The sequence below is a fragment of the Acidovorax sp. A1169 genome, assembly GCF_030704685.1.
Taxonomy (GTDB): domain Bacteria; phylum Pseudomonadota; class Gammaproteobacteria; order Burkholderiales; family Burkholderiaceae_C; genus Acidovorax.
This window is the reverse complement of record NZ_JAUZDX010000015.1, coordinates 119,787-137,884: the sequence shown is the minus strand read 5'-3', so window position 1 is coordinate 137,884 and position 18,098 is coordinate 119,787. Positions and strand designations below refer to the sequence as shown.

Sequence of the window (18,098 nt, the reverse complement as noted above, 5' to 3'; positions counted from 1 at the left end):
CGTTGTTGCGCACCGAAAAGCTTACCCGATGGGACGGCCACGTGCCCCCTGGCTGCTCGCGCATGGCCGGTGTTGCACAAGGCCAACGCCCAGCCTCGGATAATGCGGGCTTCATGACCGACTCCACGCTTCCCCTTTCCCAGCCCGTCGCGCCTGCCAGGCCCCCCGCCAAGCTGCACATCGAGTTCCCCGAATCCCTGCCCGTATCGGGCAAGCGCGAGGAGATCATGGCGGCCATCCGCCAGCACCAGGTCGTCATCGTCTGCGGCGAAACCGGCTCGGGCAAGACCACGCAGCTGCCCAAGATCGCGCTGGCCCTGGGCCGGGGCAAGTGCAATGCGCCGGCAGGGCAGAAGGGCCAGATGATCGGCCACACCCAGCCGCGCCGCATTGCGGCCAGCAGCGTGGCCAAGCGCATCGCCGAAGAGCTCAAGACCCCGCTGGGCGACGTGGTGGGTTTCAAGGTGCGCTTTCAGGACCGGCTCTCGCGCGATGCCTCGGTCAAGCTCATGACAGACGGCATCTTGCTGGCCGAGACGCAGACCGACCCGCTGCTCAAGGCCTACGACACCATCATCATCGACGAGGCGCACGAGCGCAGCCTGAACATCGACTTCCTGCTGGGCTACATCCGCCAGATCCTGCCGCGCCGGCCGGACCTGAAGGTGGTGGTGACCTCGGCCACCATCGATGCGGACCGGTTTGCCAAGCACTTCGAGTCGGCCAAGGGGCCGGCGCCCATCATCTATGTATCGGGGCGCACCTTTCCGGTAGAGCAGCGCTGGCGGCCCTTCGAGGACACGCGCGACTATGGCCTCAACGAAGCCATTGCCGATGGCGTGGACGAACTCTGGCAGGGCAATGCGGCGGGCGACATCCTGATCTTTCTGCCCGGCGAGCGCGAGATCCGCGAGGCCGCAGACCACCTGCGCAAGCACCTGGCACACCAGCCAGTGATGCGCAACGCCGAGGTGCTGCCCCTGTTCGCGCGCCTGTCGCAGGCCGAGCAGGACCGCATTTTCGACGGCCACACCGGCCGCCGCCTGGTGCTGGCCACCAATGTGGCCGAGACCTCGCTCACGGTGCCGGGCATTCGTTACGTGATCGATGCGGGCACGGCCCGCGTCAAGCGCTACAGCTTTCGCAGCAAGGTGGAGCAGTTGCTGGTGGAGCCCATCAGCCAGGCGGCCGCCAACCAGCGCGCGGGCCGCTGCGGCCGGGTGGCCAACGGCATCTGCATCCGCCTGTACGACGAGGTGGACTTCAACGCCCGCCCGCGCTTCACCGACCCCGAAATCCTGCGCAGCTCGCTCGCGGGTGTCATTCTGCGCATGAAGTCGCTGCACCTGGGTGACGTGGTTCAGTTCCCCTTCATCGAAGCGCCTTCGGGCCGCGCCATTGCCGACGGCTACCAGCTGCTGGGCGAGTTGGGCGCCGTGGACGAGGCCAACGAGCTCACGCCCATGGGCGTGGAACTCTCGCGCCTGCCGCTCGACCCGCGCGTGGGCCGCATGATCCTGGAGGCACGCGACCGCAAGGCGCTGGACGAGGTGCTGGTGATCGCCAGCGCCCTGAGCGTTCAGGATGTGCGCGACCGCCCCCTGGAGGCCCAGCAGCAGGCCGACCAGGCCCACGCCAAGTTCGACGACGAGAAAAGCGAGTTCAGCGGCTACCTCAAGCTTTGGAAGTGGATCAACGAGGCCCGGGGCGGCGCGCCCACACTGCCGTCGGCCCGGGCGCAGAAGGCCATGGCCAACCAGCGCGCGCCATCGCAGGCCTTTTTGCCTGTAGCGCAGCGCATGGTGGCCGCTGCAGCGCCAGCGCCCGCCGTGGCCAGTGCCGACGCGCATGCGCCCACGCACAAGCTGAGCAACCGCCAGTACGAGCAGCTGCTGCGCCAGAACTTCATCAGCATCCGCCGCCTGCGCGAGTGGCGTGATATCCATACCCAGTTGCTCACCGTGGTAGCCGAGCACAAGTGGGCCATCAACAGCCAGCCCGCAAGCTACGAGCAGCTGCACCTGTCGATGCTGGCGGGCCTTTTGGGCAACATCGGCGCGCGCAGCGAAGAGGAAGACTGGTATCTGGGCGCGCGCGGCATCAAGTTCTACAAGCACCCGGGCGCCCACCTGGCCAAGAAGCCCGGCCGCTGGATCGTGGCGGCCGAGTTGGTGGAGACCACGCGCCTCTTCGGGCGGGGCATTGCCGCCATCGAGCCGCAGTGGCTCGAAGAGGTGGGTAGCCACCTGCTCAAGAAGCAGCTGCTCGACCCGCACTGGGAGAAGAAATCTGCCGAAGTTACTGCTCTGGAGCGCGCCACGCTCTACGGCCTGGTAGTCTACAACGGCCGGCGCATCAACTTCGGCAAGATCGACCCGCATGCGGCGCGCGAGATCTTCATCCGCGAAGCGCTGGTGGGCGGCAACTGGGAGAGCAAGCTGCCCTTCCTGGCCGCCAACCAGAAGCTGATCGCCAAGGTGGAGGAGCTCGAACACAAGTCGCGCCGCCAGGACGTGCTGGTGGATGATGAGCTGATCTACGCCTTCTACGACCAGCAGCTGCCGCCCGACGTGTGCAGCGGCCACGGCTTCGAGGCCTGGTACCGCGAGGCCTCGCGCCAGCAGCCCGAGCTGCTCAAGCTCACGCGCGAAGAACTCATGCGCCACGAGGCGGCGGGCATCACCAGCAACGCCTTTCCCAAGACGGTGCGGCTGGGCGGGGTGGACTGCGCCGCCACCTACCTGCACGAGCCGGGCGACGCGCGCGACGGCATCACCGTGACCATCCCGCTGTTCGTGCTCAACCAGGTGAACGACGAGCGCTGCGAATGGCTGGTGCCCGGCATGCTCAAGGACAAGATCCAGGCCCTGCTCAAGAGCCTGCACCAGCGCCCGCGCAGCCGCTTTGTGCCGCTGCCCGAGAACGCGACCCGCCTGGCCGGCCTGCTGGGCACGCCCGAGCGCTTTGGCCAGGGCAGCCTGACCGACGTGCTGCTCAAGCAGGTGCGCGACGAGACCTCGCTCGATGTGAAGCGGGCCGACTTCAAGCTCGACATGCTCAGCCCGCACCTGTTCATGAACTTCCGCGTGGTGGACGAGCATGGCCGCCAGCTAGGCCATGGCCGCAACCTGGGCGCCTTGAAGGCCGAATGGGGCGCCAAGGCGCGCGGCGCCTTCCAGGCGCTGGCCGGGCTCAAGCTGGCCGCAGGCGTGCCGCCGCAGCCAGAAGTCCCGGCGCCTGCAGCCAAAAGCGGGTCTGCTGCGACCCTGGCATCGGGCAAGGGGCAGCCCCCGGTGCCGGCACAGCCGGCAGCCAAGCCCGCTGCACCTGCAGGCCAGCGCTATACGGCGTGGACCTTTGGTGAGCTGCCCGAGCTGATGGAGATCCGAAAGGCCGGGCAGACGCTGATCGGCTTTCCGGCCCTGATCGATGGCGGCGACGCCGTGAGCATCGAGGTCTTCGACGAGCCCGAGGTGGCTGCTGCCAAGCACCGCGCCGGCCTGCGCCGTCTGTTCGCGCTGCAGATCAAGGACGCGCTCAAGTACCTCGAAAAGAACATCCCCGACCTGCAGAAGATGGCCGTGGCCTACATGCAGGTGGGCCGCAACGCCGACGGCACCGGCGGCGGCACGCAGGAGGAGCTGCGCAGCCAGGTCATCGACGTGGCGCTGGACCGTGCCTTTCTGCTCGACCCGCTGCCCACCGACGAGTACGCCTTCAAGCGCCGGCTGGAAGAGGGCAGGGGCCGCCTGACCCTGATCGCCAACGAGGTGGCGCGCCTAGCAAGCACCATTCTCATCGAGTTTGCCGCCGCCGCGCGCAAGATCAAGGACACCAAGAACGCACCCGAGGCCACGCAGGACGCCCAGCAGCAACTGGCGCGCCTGATGCCCAAGAACTTCATCGCCATCGCGCCCTGGACGCAACTGGCCCACTACGCCCGCTACCTCAAGGCCATCACCCTGCGCCTGGACAAATACCGCGCCGACCCCGCGCGCGACGCCGCCAAGCTGGCCGAGGTACGCCCGCAGGAGCAGCGCTACTGGCGCCTGGTGGCCGAACGCAAGGGCCAGGTAGACAGCCGCATGCAGGAACTGCGCTGGCTGCTGGAGGAACTGCGCGTGAGCTTCTTTGCGCAGGAACTGCGCACGCCGCAGCCGGTGAGCGTCAAGCGGCTGGAGAAGCTGTGGACGCAGGTGAATAGCTGACGAAAGGGGACGTGCCGATCCGGTCTTTCGGATCGGCGTTTTTCCGAAGGGCAGGGGCGCGTTATACTAAACATTCCGTCCAGATGGTTTGTTTGTCCGCATGACCGAAGCCCACCGCCGCCAGAAACACCCCGAGCTCGTGCGCAGCCAGTTGCTGGCCGTGGTGCGCACGCTGCTGGTCGAGCAGGGGCCCCATGCGGTCACGCTCGATGCCGTGTCTGCCCGCGCCGGGGTGACCAAGGGCGGGCTGCAGCACCACTTTCGCAGCAAGCAGGCGCTGCTCGATGCCCTGAGCGACCAGCTGTTCGAGGAATTCCAGCAGGGCTATGCCCAGGCGCTGGCCCTGGAAGCGGAGGGCCGGCCAGGCCGCCATGCCCGGGCCTACATCCGCACGGCGTTCGACGAAGGCACCGATTGCAATCGGGTGGAGGCCCAGCGCGCCATCGGCCTGCTGGCGCTGACCTTGCCCCACTGCCGGGAGCAGTGGAGCGCCACGATGCAGGCCGCCTTGGCGCAGGATGGCGATGACCCGCAGGTGGCCGACCGCCTGCTGGCCTGCCGCATGGCGGCCGACGGCTACTGGTTCAGCCAGATGCTCGATGTGTACCCGATGGACGAAGCGCGCAAGGCCCGCGTGCTGAAAACCCTGCTCGATCTGTGCAACTGATTTCAAAAAGCGAGTACCCATGAATCTCACCACTGCCTACCTGTTGCTTGGCATTGCCATCGTCTCCGAGGTGATCGGCACCTCGGCGCTCAAGGCCTCCGAGGGCTTCACCCGCCTGGGTCCCAGCGCCATCACGGTGGTCACCTACAGCCTGTCTTTCTACCTGCTGTCGCTCACGCTAAAGACCCTGCCGGTCGGCATTGCCTATGCCATCTGGTCGGGCGTGGGCATCGTGCTCATCTCGGCCGTGGGCTGGGTGGTCTACGGGCAGAAGCTCGACCTGCCGGCGGTGATCGGCCTGGGCATGATCATTGCCGGGGTGCTGGCCGTGAACCTGTTTTCCAAGAGCGTCGGCCACTGAGCACGCTCTCTTTCTTCCGCTTTTCCTGGTGATGCCATGACCGCCTCCTATACCTGCTCTTCGTCGTCCGCCACATTGCCGGCGGTCGCACCCATCACGGGCCAGACCCTGTCGCGCACGGATGTGCTGGCCCTGCTGGAGCGGGGGGCCGGCCCACTGCACTTCGAGCAATGCGACTTCGAAGGGGCAGACCTGTCGCGGCTGGAGTTGCGCGGGGTGCAGTTCACCGAGTGCGTGCTGGCCGAGGCGTCTTTTGAAAAGTCGAACCTCGCCGACAGCCGCTGGCTGGGCTGCCGGGCCGGGCTGGCCAACTTCCACCTGGCGGACCTGACCGATGCGCGCTGGTACCGCTGCGACCTGAACAACACCAGTTGGGCACGCAGCAAGCTGGGCTCTGCCGTGTTCGCCGAGGTCAAGCTCACCGGCGCAGGCTTTCGCGAGGCGCACACGCTGGGCCTCGCGTTTCACGATTCGCTGCTGGTGGGGGCGGACCTGCGCGGCATGTCGTTTCGCAAGCAGACCATTGGCCAGTTGGACATGAGTGACGCCGACCTGGGCGGCTGCGATTTTCGCGATGCGGTGTTCGAGGGCGGCAGCCTGCGCGATGCCAACCTCAAGAACGCCCGCTTCGACGGCGCCGACCTGCGCGCGGTGGACCTGGCGGGGCTGCGCATCGCCAATGTCGCGCAGTTCTTCAAGGGGGCAGTGATATCGCAGGACCAGGCGGCTGCGCTGGTCAGCGAGCTGGGCGTGCGGGTGATGTGAGTTCTTCATGCACTGTCGCCTTGAGGCGACAGTGCCAATGCGCGGCAAAGGGGCTATTTGGCGGTGTGGTGGATCTGGTCAGGCTCTGGAGAGAACAGATCCCAGGTCGCCATGAACAGCGCCGCGATCACGGGGCCGATGACGAAGCCCGTGAGCCCGAACAACCCAAGCCCGCCCAGGGTGGAGATCAGCACCACGTAGTCCGGCATCTTGGTGTCCTTGCCGACCAGGATGGGGCGCAGGACGTTGTCCACCAGGCCGATGACGCCGATGCCGTAGGCGATCAGCACCACGCCTTGCCATACGGCGCCGGTGGCCAGGAAGTAGATGGCCACGGGCAGCCAGATCAGGCCGGCGCCCACGGCGGGCAGCAGCGACAGAAAGGCCATCAGCACGCCCCAGAGCACGGGGCCCTGGATGCCCAGGATCCAGAAGATCAGCCCGCCCAGGGCGCCCTGCGAGGCAGCGACCACGATGTTGCCCTTGACGGTGGCGCGGATCACGGTGGTGAACTTGGTGACCAGCTGGCGCTTGTGCTCGGTCTCGAGCGGAATGGCGCGGCCGATGCGCGCGCCCAGTGCGGCGCCGTCGCGCAGCAAAAAGAACAGCAGGTACAGCATGATGCCGAAGCCTACGAGGAACTCGAGCGTGTTCTGGCCGATGTTGACCGCCTGGGTGGCGATGAACTGGCTGGCCTGCACGGCAACCGACGACAGGCGCTCCTGGATCTGCGCCACCGAGGTCAGGTTGAAGCGGTCCAGCAGGTTCACGGCCCACTGGGGCAGGGCGGCGATGACCTGCTGGAAGTACAGGCCGAAGTTGAGCTGCCCCGTGCGCGTGCGCTCATAAATGGCCGTGGCTTCCTGGACCAGCGAGACGGTGAGGAAGGCCACCGGCAGGATCACGATCACCAGACACAGCCCCAGCGTGATCAACGCGGCCAGGTTGGTGCGCGGGCGCAGGCGCCGCAGCACCTTGCGGTGCAGCGGTGCGAACAGGATGGCCAGCACCATGCCCCAGAACACCGCACCGTGGAACTGCCAGAGGATGGCGCCGAAGGCCACGGTGACCAGCACCAGTAGCAGCAGGAAAGTCTTGTCTTGGAGTGTGTTGGGGCTCATTGGAACCTGTTGAGAACGTATACCCGCCCTATCGCGTGTACCCGCAATGTACGCGAGGTGCTGCGGCACCCTGCATTTCCATGGCACGCAGATACATATGGGCCGCGCTTTTTGGGCTTGATGCAGATCAGTGGCACAATGCAGCCCGTACCAAGGCCCTTCCCCAGCCACAGTCGCATCCGCCAACCGGTCCAGCCGTGTCGCGGAAGGTTTCTCAACCAGCTAATGCTTCCCTCAGGGAAGCGGAGGTCAGCGGAATATGAGCGATACGACATCCGTCTATCAAGCCTACCAAGGCAACACCTACCTCTTCGGCGGCAATGCGCCCTATGTCGAAGAGATGTACGAGAACTACCTCGCCAACCCCGGCAGCGTGCCTGATACCTGGCGCGAGTATTTCGACGCATTGCAGCATGTGCCTGCCGTCGATGGCTCCAATGCCAAGGACGTTCCCCACCTTCCCGTCGTCAATGCCTTCGCCGAGCGCGCAAAGCAGGGCGGCACCAAGGTCGTCGTCGCCACCGGTGCCGATTCGGAACTGGGCCGCAAGCGCACCGCCGTACAGCAGCTGATTGCCGCCTACCGCAACGTGGGCCAGCGCTGGGCCGACCTCGATCCCCTGAAACGCACCGAGCGCCCTGCGATCCCCGAACTCGAAGCCTCGTTCTACGGCTTCAGCGACGCGGACCAGGAAACCGTCTTCAACATCAGCAACACGTTTTTCGGCAAGGAATCCCTGCCGCTGCGAGAGCTGATCAATGCCCTGCGCGAAACCTACTGCGGCTCCATCGGTGTCGAGTACATGTACGCGACCGACCAGAACCAGAAGCGCTGGTGGCAGGAAAAGCTGGAAACCATCCGCAGCAAGCCCAGCTTCGGTGCCGAGAAGAAGAAGCACATCCTCGACCGCCTGACGGCCGCCGAAGGCCTGGAGCGCTTCCTGCACACCAAGTACGTCGGCCAAAAGCGCTTCTCCCTTGAAGGGGGCGAAAGCTTCATCGCTGCGATGGACGAGTTGATCCAGTCCGCCGGTACCAAGGGCGTGCAGGAAATCGTGATCGGAATGGCCCACCGCGGCCGCCTGAATGTGCTGGTGAACTCCATGGGCAAGATGCCTGCGGACCTGTTCGCCGAGTTCGACCACACCGCCCCCGAAGACCTGCCATCGGGTGACGTGAAGTACCACCAGGGCTTCAGCTCCGATGTGACCACCCCTGGCGGCCCGGTCCACCTGTCGCTGGCATTCAACCCATCGCACCTGGAAATCGTGAACCCCGTGGTCGAAGGCTCGGTGCGCGCCCGAATGGACCGCCGCGCCGACCCGCTTGGCAAGCAGGTGCTGCCCGTGCTGGTGCACGGCGACGCGGCCTTTGCCGGCCAGGGCGTGAACCAGGAAACCCTGGCGCTGGCGCAGACCCGTGGCTACTCCACGGGTGGCACGGTGCACATCATCATCAACAACCAGATCGGCTTCACCACCTCCGATCCGCGCGACGCACGCTCGACGCTGTACTGCACCGACATCGTGAAGATGATCGAGTCGCCCGTGCTGCACGTGAACGGCGACGATCCTGAAGCCGTGGTGCTGGCCACCCAGCTCGCCCTTGAATTCCGCATGGAATTCCAGAAGGACGTGGTCGTGGATATCATCTGCTTCCGCAAGCTGGGCCACAACGAGCAGGATACCCCCGCGCTGACCCAGCCGCTGATGTACAAGAAGATCGGCCAGCACCCCGGCACGCGCAAGCTGTATGCCGACAAGCTGGCCACGCAAGGTCTGGGTGAGACCTTGGGCGACGACATGGCCAAGGCCTACCGTGCTGCCATGGACGCGGGCAAGCACACGGTCGATCCGGTGCTGACCAACTTCAAGAGCAAGTACGCTGTTGACTGGAGCCCGTTCCTGGGCAAGAAGTGGACCGATGCGGGCGACACCGCGATCCCTCTGGCCGAGTGGAAGCGCCTGTCCGAGAAGATCACCACCATCCCCGAAGGCGTGACGCCGCACCAACTGGTCAAGAAGGTGTACGACGACCGCGCCGCCATGGGCCGTGGCGACATCCCTGTGGACTGGGGCATGGGCGAGCACATGGCATTCGCCTCGCTGGTGGCCAGCGGCTTCCCCGTGCGCCTGTCCGGTGAAGACTGCGGCCGCGGCACGTTCACCCACCGCCACTCGGTCATCCATGACCAAAAGCGCGAGAAGTGGGACATCGGCACCTACGTGCCGCTGCAGAACGTGAGCGAGAACCAGGCTCCGTTCGTCGTGATCGACTCCATCCTGTCCGAAGAGGCGGTGCTGGGCTTCGAATACGGCTATGCATCGAACGACCCCAACACCCTGGTGATCTGGGAAGCCCAGTTCGGCGACTTCGCCAACGGCGCGCAGGTCGTGATCGACCAGTTCATCGCCTCGGGTGAAGTCAAGTGGGGCCGTGTCAACGGCATCACGCTGATGCTGCCGCACGGCTACGAAGGCCAGGGCCCCGAGCACAGCTCGGCCCGCCTGGAGCGCTTCATGCAGCTGTCGGCCGACGCCAACATGCAGGTGGTGCAGCCCACGACGGCCAGCCAGATCTTCCACATCCTGCGCCGCCAGATGGTGCGTGATCTGCGCAAGCCGCTGATCATCATGACGCCCAAGTCGCTGCTGCGCAACAAGGATGCCACGTCGCCCCTGTCCGAGTTCACCAAGGGCAGCTTCCAGACGGTGATCCCGGAGCAGAACGAAGCCATCGTGAAGAAGGCCGCCAAGGTCAAGCGCGTGATCGCCTGCTCGGGCAAGGTCTACTACGACCTGGTCAAAAAGCGCACCGAGCGCGAAGACGACGACGTGGCCATCATCCGCGTCGAGCAGCTCTACCCCTTCCCGCACAAGGCGTTCGCCAACGAGCTCAAGCGCTTCCCCAACGCCACCGACGTGGTGTGGTGCCAGGACGAGCCACAGAACCAGGGCGCCTGGTTCTTCGTGCAGCACTACATCCACGAGAACATGCTCGATGGCCAGAAGCTGGGTTACTCCGGCCGTGCGGCATCGGCATCGCCTGCCGTGGGCTACTCGCACCTGCACCAGGAACAGCAAAAGGCACTGGTGGACGGCGCGTTTGGCAAGCTCAAGGGTTTTGTCCTGACCAAGTAAGGCCGGCAACCCCCGATTACACAGAACAGAACCCCATTCCGAAAGAATTGATATGGCTATCGTAGAAGTCAAAGTCCCCCAGCTGTCCGAGTCCGTGGCAGAAGCCACCATGCTCACCTGGAAGAAAAAGGCCGGTGAAGCGGTCGCAGTGGACGAGATCCTGATCGAGATCGAAACCGACAAGGTCGTGCTCGAAGTGCCCGCCCCCTCTGCTGGCGTTCTGGTTGAAATCGTGCAGGGCGACGGCGCCACCGTGGTGGCCGAGCAGCTCATCGCCAAGATCGACACCGAAGGCAAGGCCGGCGCCGCTGCGGCCGCTGCCGTAGCAGCACCTGCTGCTGCGACCGCATCGGCCCCTGCTGCCGCACCAGCGGCTGCCGGTGGTTCCAAGGGCGACGTGGCGATGCCTGCGGCTGCCAAGCTGCTGGCCGAGAACAACCTCTCCGCATCGGACGTGGCCGGTTCGGGCAAGGATGGCCGCGTGACCAAGGGCGACGTGCTCGGCGCAGTCGCCGGTGGCGCTGGCGGTGCCGCCAAGGCCGCCGTGGCAGCCCCCAGTGCCATTCCCACGGGCGTGCCTACCAAGGCACTGCCCCAGGTGTCGGCACCGGCTGGCAAGGAAGACCTGAGCGGCCGCCCCGAGCAGCGCGTTCCCATGAGCCGCCTGCGTGCCCGCGTGGCCGAGCGCCTGCTGCAATCACAATCGACCAACGCCATCCTGACCACGTTCAACGAAGTGAACATGGCGCCGGTGATGGACATGCGCAAGAAGTTCCAGGACGCGTTCACCAAGGAACACGGCGTGAAGATCGGCTTCATGAGCTTCTTCGTGAAGGCGGCCGTGCATGCCCTGAAGAAGTACCCCGTGCTCAACGCCTCGGTCGATGGCAACGACATCGTCTACCACGGCTACTTCGACATCGGTATCGCCGTGGGTTCGCCCCGTGGCCTGGTGGTGCCCATCCTGCGCAACGCAGACCAGATGAGCTTTGCCGAGATCGAGAAGAAGATCGCCGAATACGGCCAGAAGGCCAAGGACGGCAAGCTGGGCATTGAAGAAATGACCGGCGGTACGTTCTCGATCAGCAACGGCGGCACCTTCGGCTCCATGCTGTCCACGCCCATCATCAACCCGCCGCAGTCGGCCATCCTGGGCGTGCACGCCACGAAGGACCGCGCCGTGGTGGAGAACGGCCAGATCGTGATCCGCCCGATGAACTACCTGGCCATGTCCTATGACCACCGCATCATCGATGGCCGCGAAGCCGTGCTGGGCCTGGTGGCGATGAAGGAAGCGCTGGAAGACCCATCGCGCCTGCTGTTCGACATCTGATAGCACCCGAATCGACCCACCCGCGTGGCCGGCCCCTGGCCGTGCCCGCCGGTGGGTCTTTTTTCCAATGAACAAGTGATTGAGACCGACATGAGCAAACAATTCGACGTGATCGTCATCGGTGGCGGCCCCGGCGGCTACATCGCCGCCATCCGAGCCGCCCAGCTGGGCTTCAACGTGGCCTGCATCGACGAGTGGAAGAACGACAAGGGCGGCCCCGCACCGGGCGGCACCTGCACCAACGTGGGGTGCATCCCCTCCAAGGCGCTGCTGCAATCGTCCGAGCATTTCGAGCACGCCAACAAGCACTTTGCCGAGCACGGCATCACGGCCACCGGCGTGAAGATGGACGTGGCGAAGATGCTGGCCCGCAAGGACACCGTCGTCAAGCAGAACAACGACGGCATCCTGTACCTGTTCAAGAAAAACAAGGTCAGCTTCTTCCACGGCCGCGGCTCGTTCGTGAAGGCCACCGAAGGTGGCTACGAGCTCAAGGTGGCGGGCGTCGCCGAAGAGTCGATCACGGGCAAGCAGATCATCATCGCCACCGGCTCCAACGCCCGTGCGCTGCCCGGCACGCCGTTCGACGAAGAATTCGTGCTGTCCAACGACGGCGCGCTGCGCGTGGGCGCCGTGCCCAAGAAGCTGGGCCTCATCGGCTCGGGCGTGATCGGCCTGGAAATGGGCTCGGTGTGGCGCCGCCTGGGTGCCGAAGTCACCATCCTCGAAGGCCTGCCCACCTTCCTGGGCGCGGTGGACGAGCAGATCGCCAAGGAAGCCAAGAAGGCCTTCGACAAGCAGGGCCTGAAGATCGAGCTGGGCGTGAAGGTCGGCGAAATCAAGACCGGCAAGAAGGGCGTGAGCATCGCCTACACCAACGCCAAGGGCGAAGCCCAGGCGCTGGAAGTGGACAGGCTCATCGTCTCCATCGGCCGCGTGCCCAACACCATCGGCCTGAACACCGAAGCAGTGGGCCTGGCCCTGGACGAGCGTGGCGCCATCGTGGTCGATGCCGACTGCAAGACCAACCTGCCCGGCGTGTGGGCGGTAGGCGACGTGGTGCGCGGCCCGATGCTGGCGCACAAGGCCGAGGAAGAAGGCGTTGCCGTGGCCGAGCGCATTGCCGGCCAGCATGGCCACGTGAACTTCAACACTGTGCCCTGGGTCATCTACACCAGCCCCGAGATCGCCTGGGTGGGCCGCACCGAGCAGCAGCTCAAGGCCGATGGCGTCAAGTACAAGGCCGGTACCTTCCCGTTCCTGGCCAACGGCCGCGCACGCGCACTGGGCGACACCACCGGCATGGTGAAGATGCTGGCCGATGCCGACACCGATGAAATTCTGGGCGTGCACATCGTGGGCCCGCAGGCCAGCGAGCTGATCTCCGAGGCCGTCGTCGCCATGGAGTTCAAGGCCAGCAGCGAAGACATCGCGCGCATCTGCCACGCCCACCCCAGCCTGAGCGAAGCCACCAAGGAAGCAGCCCTGGCCGTGGACAAGCGCACGCTGAACTTCTGATCTCCTCCCACGGGAGATAGATGGCGCCGTCGCCCTGTGAAGGGCGGCGGCGCTTTATGCCTTATTCATTCCTAGCACCAGGGCGAGCGCACCGTGACTGTCAAACAGACCTACCTGGCCGAACTCGAAGCCAAGGGCTTCCAGAGCGACCCTGCACAGCTGCGCGCCGTGGACGCGCTGCAGCGTTGCGCCGACGAGTGGGCTACCTATAAAGAGCGCCGCTCCAACGCCTTCAAGAAGCTCATCAACCGCCCGGACATCCCGCGCGGCGTCTACATGTACGGCGGGGTGGGGCGTGGCAAGAGCTTCCTCATGGAATGCTTTTTCGACGCCGTGCCGCTCAAGCGCAAGGTGCGGCTGCATTTTCACGAGTTCATGCGCGAGGTGCACCGCGAACTGGCGGGCCTGCAGGGCACGCAGAACCCGCTCGATGTGCTGGGTGAGCGCATCTCCAAGCGCTACAAGCTCATCTGCTTCGACGAATTCCACGTGGCCGACATCACCGACGCGATGATCCTGCACCGCCTGCTGGCGTCGCTGTTCGAGAACGGTGTGGGCTTCGTCACCACCTCCAACTTCAAGCCCGACGACCTGTACCCGGACGGCCTGCACCGCGACCGCATCCTTCCCGCCATCGCGCTGCTCAATGAGCGCCTGGAGGTGGTGAATGTGGACAATGGCACCGACTACCGCCGCCGCACCATGGAACAGGTCAAGCTCTACCACATGCCCCTGGGGCCGGATGCAGATGCGCAGATGAACGAGGCCTTCAACCAGCTGGCCGAGGTGCACGACGAAGATCCGGTGCTGCACATCGAGGCGCGCGAGATCCGCGCCAAGCGCAAGGCCGGCGGGGTGGTATGGTTCGACTTCCGTGAACTGTGCGGCGGGCCGCGTTCGCAGAACGACTACCTGGAGATCGCCACGCAGTTCCACACCGTACTGCTGTCCGATGTACCCTACCTGCCGGTGGCCATGGCCTCGCCCGCGCGGCGCTTCACCTGGCTGGTGGACGTGCTGTACGACCGGCGCGTGAAGCTCATCATGTCGGCCGCCGTGCCGCCCGAGGCGTTGTACACGGAAGGCCCCCTGGCACACGAGTTCCCGCGCACCGTATCGCGCCTGAACGAGATGCAGTCCAAGGAATTTCTGGCGCTTGAGCGCCGCATGGTGGATACAGGCTTGACATGAAGACCAGGACAATGCGGCAGTTCATCATCATCCCGGCGCTGTGCCTGCTGGTGCAGATGGGCATGGCCTCGCTCGCCCTGGCCCAGGCCGCAGCAGAGCCCGAATCGGCAGAGCGCAAGGCGGCCCATGCCCACCGGGCTGCCGAACGCGCGCACATCGCGCAGGAGCGCAAGGCCGTGGCCGCCCGGCGCCTGGCGGCCGAGACCGAGTGCTACAAGCTCTTTGCGGTGGAAGACTGCCTGCGCGTGGAACGCAACCGGGCCCGCGAGGCCGAAGCCGGCCTGCGCTCGCGCGAGATGCAGATCAACGATGCCGAGCGCAAGGAAAAAGCCGCCGAGCGGCGGCGCAGCATCGCGGAAAAGCAGGCTGCCCAGCCAAGCCCGCCGGGTGAAGCCCCTGAAGTGGGGATCGGCGTGCGTGGCCAGCCGCACGTGCAGGCCCCGCGCACGCCGCGCACACCCAAGACCCCCGTGGTACCCACCCCGCGCGCGCAGAACATCGAGCAGCGCGAAGCCGAGCAGGCCCAGCGCGCCGCCGAAGCCGCCCAGCGCGCGGGCCGTGCCCGCGAGCGCCATGCCGAGGAATTGAAGGCGGCCGAAACGCGCCGCGCCCGCGTGGCCCGCGACCAAGCCACTGCCGCAGCCTCTGGCCGCAAGCCGGCTGCGCCACTGCCCGTGCCTGCGCCCTGAAGCGCAGGGTGGGGTAGGGGGCGGCCTCTCAGCCTCTCAGACCTTGCTGGTCGCGCCTGCTGGAACGGAGGGATGGGTGCCCATGCCCATGCCCTGCACGGTCTTCTTCTCTTCGACCAGTGCCTCGATCTTCACGATGACCAGCGACAGGTTGTCGCCACCCCCACGGGCCCGCGTGCGGGCCTTTTCGATCAGGAACTCCGTGGCTTCACGCGGCGAGAGCGATTCGACCACCGAGGCCAGCTCGGTGGGTGAGAAGTAGTGCCACACGCCGTCGCTGCAGGCCAGGAGCGTGTCGCCCGGGTGCAGCTGGGAAATCATGTGCGTGGTGATGGGCGGATCGCTCTCGGTGCCCAGGCAGCCCACCAGGATGTTGGAGTGCGGGTGGTTGTTGGCCTCGGCCTCGGTCAGCTCGCCCCGGTCCACCAGGGCCTGTACGTAGGAGTGGTCGCTGGTGCGGTGCGCCAGGCGCCCGCCCTGGAAGTGGTAGATGCGCGAGTCGCCTGCATGCACCCAGTGGCAGTCTCCACGCGGGTTGATCAGGAAGGCGGCGATGGTGCTGTGCGGCTCCTGCTCGGCCGAGATGGCCGTGAGGCGGATGACGATGTGGGCCTCTTCCACCATGCTCTTGAGCATGGCGGCCGGGTCGTCGGTCTCGGGCGAATAGCGCTCGAACAGCTGGCGGGCCGTCATCATGACCTGGTCGGAGGCCTTGCGGCCGCCGCTGCGGCCCCCCATGCCGTCGGCCACGACACCCAGGACACAGCCGTTGTGCCGTTCATGCGAGATCAGGGCCACCTGGTCTTGCTGGTACTCGCGGTCACCCTTGTGGATGCCGGTGGAGGCGATGAGGCGAAACGCTTTGGTCATGCTGGTGATTGTGGTGTGCCGACGGGCCTGGCTGTCGTTTGGGTGCTCCGGAGCGCGTATTATCCGCCCGCCTGTGGCATTTTTGCCATGACTGCCGTGCGCCCCCTTTGAAATCCACCCACCCCTCGCCCCTGCGGCCACCGATCGCGCTGCGCATGGAGCGCTTGCTACAAACCCGGGAGCCCGCCTGATGCCGTTGGCCGAGGTGGTGCAGGAGGTGTTTGCGCCTGGCGGCCTGCTGGCACGGGCCGATGCCCAGTTTCGCCCGCGCGAAGGCCAGACCCGCATGGCCGCCGCCGTGGCCCGCACCATGGAAGAGGGCGGCATGCTGGTGGTAGAGGCAGGCACCGGCGTGGGCAAGACCTTTTCCTACCTGGTTCCCGCCTTGCTCAGTGGCGAGCGCGTGCTGCTCTCCACGGCCACCAAGGCGCTGCAGGACCAGCTGTTCGCGCGCGACCTGCCGCTCCTGGCCGAGGTGCTGGGCGTGCCGGTGCGCGCCGCCCTGCTCAAGGGCCGTGCCAGCTACCTGTGCCTGCACCGCATGGTGCAGGCCCGCCAGGACAGCGCGGTAACAGATCGTAATGTGGTGCGCGTGCTGGCCAAGGTCGAAGACTGGTCGCGCAGCACGCGCAGTGGCGACCTGGCCGAACTGACGGGCCTGGACGAGCGCTCCCCCGTCATTCCGCTGGTGACCTCCACGCGCGAGAACTGCCTGGGTGCGAGTTGCCCGCGCGCGCGCGAATGCCATGTGAACATCGCCCGGCGCGAGGCCCTGGCGGCCGATATCGTGGTCATCAACCACCACCTGTTCTTTGCCGACATGGCCGTGCGCGAATCGGGCGTGGCCGAGCTGCTGCCCACCGTGCGCGTGGTGGTGTTCGACGAGGCCCACCAGATCAGCGAGACTGGCGTGCAGTTTCTGGGCCTGCAACTGTCCTCGGGCCAATTGCTCGACTTTGCGCGCGACCTGTTGGCCGCAGGCCTTCACCACGCGCGGGGCCTGGCCGACTGGCTGGCGCTGGCCGGCCGGGTGGAGCAGGCGGTGGGCGAGCTGAGGCTGGCCGGCGGCAGTGCCAGCGCCCAGGGCAAGCGCGGCTGGACAGAGGCCGCACCCGAGGGCGCTGAAGTACAGGCCTGGGACGCCGCGCTGCGCCGGCTGTCCACGGCCTGCGCCCAGGCCCAGGAGGCGCTCGATCAACTGAGCGAGACTGCCCCGGACCTGGAACGCCTGTACGAACGCAGCACCGAGCTGCTGGCCCGCCTGGCCCGGTTCGTCGGGCCCTGCAGCCAGGATGCGGTGCGCTGGATCGACCTCGGGAGCACCCAGGTGCGCCTGGTCGAATCTCCGCTGGACATATCGCACGCCATGCGCACCCGGCTGCTCACGCAGCCCACGCACAGCGCACGCGACGATGAGTGGCCCGACCCCGAAGGCGAGCGCCCGCGCGCCTGGATCTTCACCTCGGCCACGCTGGGGACGGATGAGGGGCTGACCTGGTTCGTGGAGCGCTGTGGCCTGGAAGGCGCAGAAATTCTGCGCGTGGACAGCCCGTTCGACTACGCCACGCAGGCCGCGCTGTATGTGCCGCGCCACCTGCCCAAGCCGGCCGACCCGGCCCACAGCGCCGCCATTGCGCGCCTGGCCGGCGATGCTGCCGCGCGCATTGGCGGGCGCACCCTGGTGCTGACCACCACGCTCAAGGCCCTGGCCACCATTGGTGATGCCTTGCACCGCCGGTTTGGCGATGGCCAGTCGCTGTCGGTGCTGGTGCAGGGCGAATGGCCCAAGCGCCGCCTGATGGAGCGCTTTCGCGAAGGCAGCGGGCACGGCGCCCCGGGCTGCATCCTGGTGGCGTCGGCCACGTTCTGGGAGGGGTTCGACGTGCCGGGCGATGCGCTGCAACTGGTCATCATCGACAAGCTGCCGTTTCCGCCGCCCGGCGATCCGCTGGTGGAGGCGCGCAGCCAGCGCATCGAGGAGGCAGGGGGCAGTTCGTTCCAGCAGGTTTCGGTGCCCGAGGCGGCGGTGGCGCTCAAGCAGGGGGCCGGGCGGTTGATACGGCGCGAATCGGACCAGGGGGTGCTGGTGGTCGGCGATACGCGCCTGGCCACCATGGGCTATGGCAAGCGGCTGCTGCGTGCCCTGCCGCCCATGCGGCGCCTGGAAACCCCCGAGGATTTCGACGCCGCGCTGGATGATTTGCTGGTAGCCCGTTCAGACGCGGGCTGAACCGTT

Annotated in this window: 12 protein-coding genes; 10 read left to right on the top strand and 2 right to left on the bottom strand. The window is 66.3% G+C overall.

Annotated features, from left to right (window positions below):
• Window positions 1-113 precede the first annotated feature (113 nt).
• The 4 genes from hrpA (at window position 114) to QYL93_RS22195 (ending at window position 6,001) form a co-directional block, all read left to right on the top strand.
• On the top strand, window positions 114-4,208 hold the full coding sequence (gene hrpA / locus QYL93_RS22210; protein WP_305745695.1) for an ATP-dependent RNA helicase HrpA: 4,095 nt from the start codon (window positions 114-116) through the stop codon (window positions 4,206-4,208).
• A gap of 100 nt (window positions 4,209-4,308) precedes the next feature.
• On the top strand, window positions 4,309-4,875 hold the full coding sequence (locus tag QYL93_RS22205; RefSeq protein WP_305745694.1) for a TetR/AcrR family transcriptional regulator: 567 nt from the start codon (window positions 4,309-4,311) through the stop codon (window positions 4,873-4,875).
• Window positions 4,876-4,894: 19 nt separating this feature from the next.
• Complete coding sequence (locus QYL93_RS22200) at window positions 4,895-5,236, top strand: SMR family transporter (RefSeq protein WP_305745693.1); 342 nt, start codon at window positions 4,895-4,897, stop codon at window positions 5,234-5,236.
• Between the two features lie 36 nt (window positions 5,237-5,272).
• Window positions 5,273-6,001 (top strand): pentapeptide repeat-containing protein, encoded by a 729-nt coding sequence (locus QYL93_RS22195; RefSeq protein WP_305745692.1) that lies wholly within the window; start codon window positions 5,273-5,275, stop codon window positions 5,999-6,001.
• A gap of 53 nt (window positions 6,002-6,054) precedes the next feature.
• On the opposite strand, the gene QYL93_RS22190 is transcribed toward QYL93_RS22195, so the two are convergent.
• Window positions 6,055-7,122, bottom strand: coding sequence for an AI-2E family transporter (locus tag QYL93_RS22190; RefSeq protein WP_305745691.1), 1,068 nt, complete (start codon window positions 7,120-7,122; stop codon window positions 6,055-6,057).
• 259 nt (window positions 7,123-7,381) lie between these two features.
• Between QYL93_RS22190 and QYL93_RS22185 the strand changes: the two genes are divergently transcribed.
• From QYL93_RS22185 to QYL93_RS22165, 5 genes are all read left to right on the top strand, one after another.
• Window positions 7,382-10,261, top strand: coding sequence for a 2-oxoglutarate dehydrogenase E1 component (locus tag QYL93_RS22185; RefSeq protein WP_305745690.1), 2,880 nt, complete (start codon window positions 7,382-7,384; stop codon window positions 10,259-10,261).
• Between the two features lie 52 nt (window positions 10,262-10,313).
• The gene (odhB, locus tag QYL93_RS22180; protein ID WP_305745689.1) at window positions 10,314-11,594 is read left to right on the top strand and encodes a 2-oxoglutarate dehydrogenase complex dihydrolipoyllysine-residue succinyltransferase; all 1,281 of its coding nucleotides are present in this window, start codon (window positions 10,314-10,316) and stop codon (window positions 11,592-11,594) included.
• 90 nt (window positions 11,595-11,684) lie between these two features.
• The gene (gene lpdA / locus QYL93_RS22175) at window positions 11,685-13,112 is read left to right on the top strand and encodes a dihydrolipoyl dehydrogenase (RefSeq protein WP_305745688.1); all 1,428 of its coding nucleotides are present in this window, start codon (window positions 11,685-11,687) and stop codon (window positions 13,110-13,112) included.
• Window positions 13,113-13,205: 93 nt separating this feature from the next.
• Complete coding sequence (zapE, locus tag QYL93_RS22170; RefSeq protein ID WP_305745687.1) at window positions 13,206-14,303, top strand: cell division protein ZapE; 1,098 nt, start codon at window positions 13,206-13,208, stop codon at window positions 14,301-14,303.
• Window positions 14,300-14,992 (top strand): hypothetical protein, encoded by a 693-nt coding sequence (locus QYL93_RS22165; protein WP_305745686.1) that lies wholly within the window; start codon window positions 14,300-14,302, stop codon window positions 14,990-14,992. Before zapE ends, QYL93_RS22165 begins: the two co-directional genes overlap by 4 nt.
• A 36-nt stretch (window positions 14,993-15,028) precedes the next feature.
• Here QYL93_RS22165 and QYL93_RS22160 read toward each other — a convergent pair whose 3' ends face one another.
• Window positions 15,029-15,862: a PP2C family serine/threonine-protein phosphatase gene (locus tag QYL93_RS22160; RefSeq protein WP_305745685.1), complete on the bottom strand. Its 834-nt coding sequence runs from the start codon at window positions 15,860-15,862 to the stop codon at window positions 15,029-15,031.
• Between the two features lie 190 nt (window positions 15,863-16,052).
• Here QYL93_RS22160 and QYL93_RS22155 point away from each other — a divergent pair, with 190 nt between their 5' ends.
• A complete protein-coding gene (locus QYL93_RS22155) occupies window positions 16,053-18,092 on the top strand; it encodes an ATP-dependent DNA helicase (protein WP_305745684.1) in 2,040 nt (679 codons plus the stop codon).
• The last annotated feature ends 6 nt before the right edge of the window (window positions 18,093-18,098 follow it).

Bases quoted from the DNA above. Each gene is read 5' to 3' on its own strand.
- odhB (WP_305745689.1), top strand. From the start codon at position 10,314: ATGGCTATCGTAGAAGTCAAAGTCCCCCAGCTGTCCGAGTCCGTGGCA.
- QYL93_RS22185 (WP_305745690.1), top strand. From the start codon at position 7,382: ATGAGCGATACGACATCCGTCTATCAAGCCTACCAAGGCAACACCTAC.
- QYL93_RS22160 (WP_305745685.1), bottom strand. From the start codon at position 15,862: ATGACCAAAGCGTTTCGCCTCATCGCCTCCACCGGCATCCACAAGGGT.
- QYL93_RS22205 (WP_305745694.1), top strand. From the start codon at position 4,309: ATGACCGAAGCCCACCGCCGCCAGAAACACCCCGAGCTCGTGCGCAGC.
- QYL93_RS22190 (WP_305745691.1), bottom strand. From the start codon at position 7,122: ATGAGCCCCAACACACTCCAAGACAAGACTTTCCTGCTGCTACTGGTG.
- QYL93_RS22195 (WP_305745692.1), top strand. From the start codon at position 5,273: ATGACCGCCTCCTATACCTGCTCTTCGTCGTCCGCCACATTGCCGGCG.
- QYL93_RS22165 (WP_305745686.1), top strand. From the start codon at position 14,300: ATGAAGACCAGGACAATGCGGCAGTTCATCATCATCCCGGCGCTGTGC.
- lpdA (WP_305745688.1), top strand. From the start codon at position 11,685: ATGAGCAAACAATTCGACGTGATCGTCATCGGTGGCGGCCCCGGCGGC.
- QYL93_RS22155 (WP_305745684.1), top strand. From the start codon at position 16,053: ATGCCGTTGGCCGAGGTGGTGCAGGAGGTGTTTGCGCCTGGCGGCCTG.
- hrpA (WP_305745695.1), top strand. From the start codon at position 114: ATGACCGACTCCACGCTTCCCCTTTCCCAGCCCGTCGCGCCTGCCAGG.
- QYL93_RS22200 (WP_305745693.1), top strand. From the start codon at position 4,895: ATGAATCTCACCACTGCCTACCTGTTGCTTGGCATTGCCATCGTCTCC.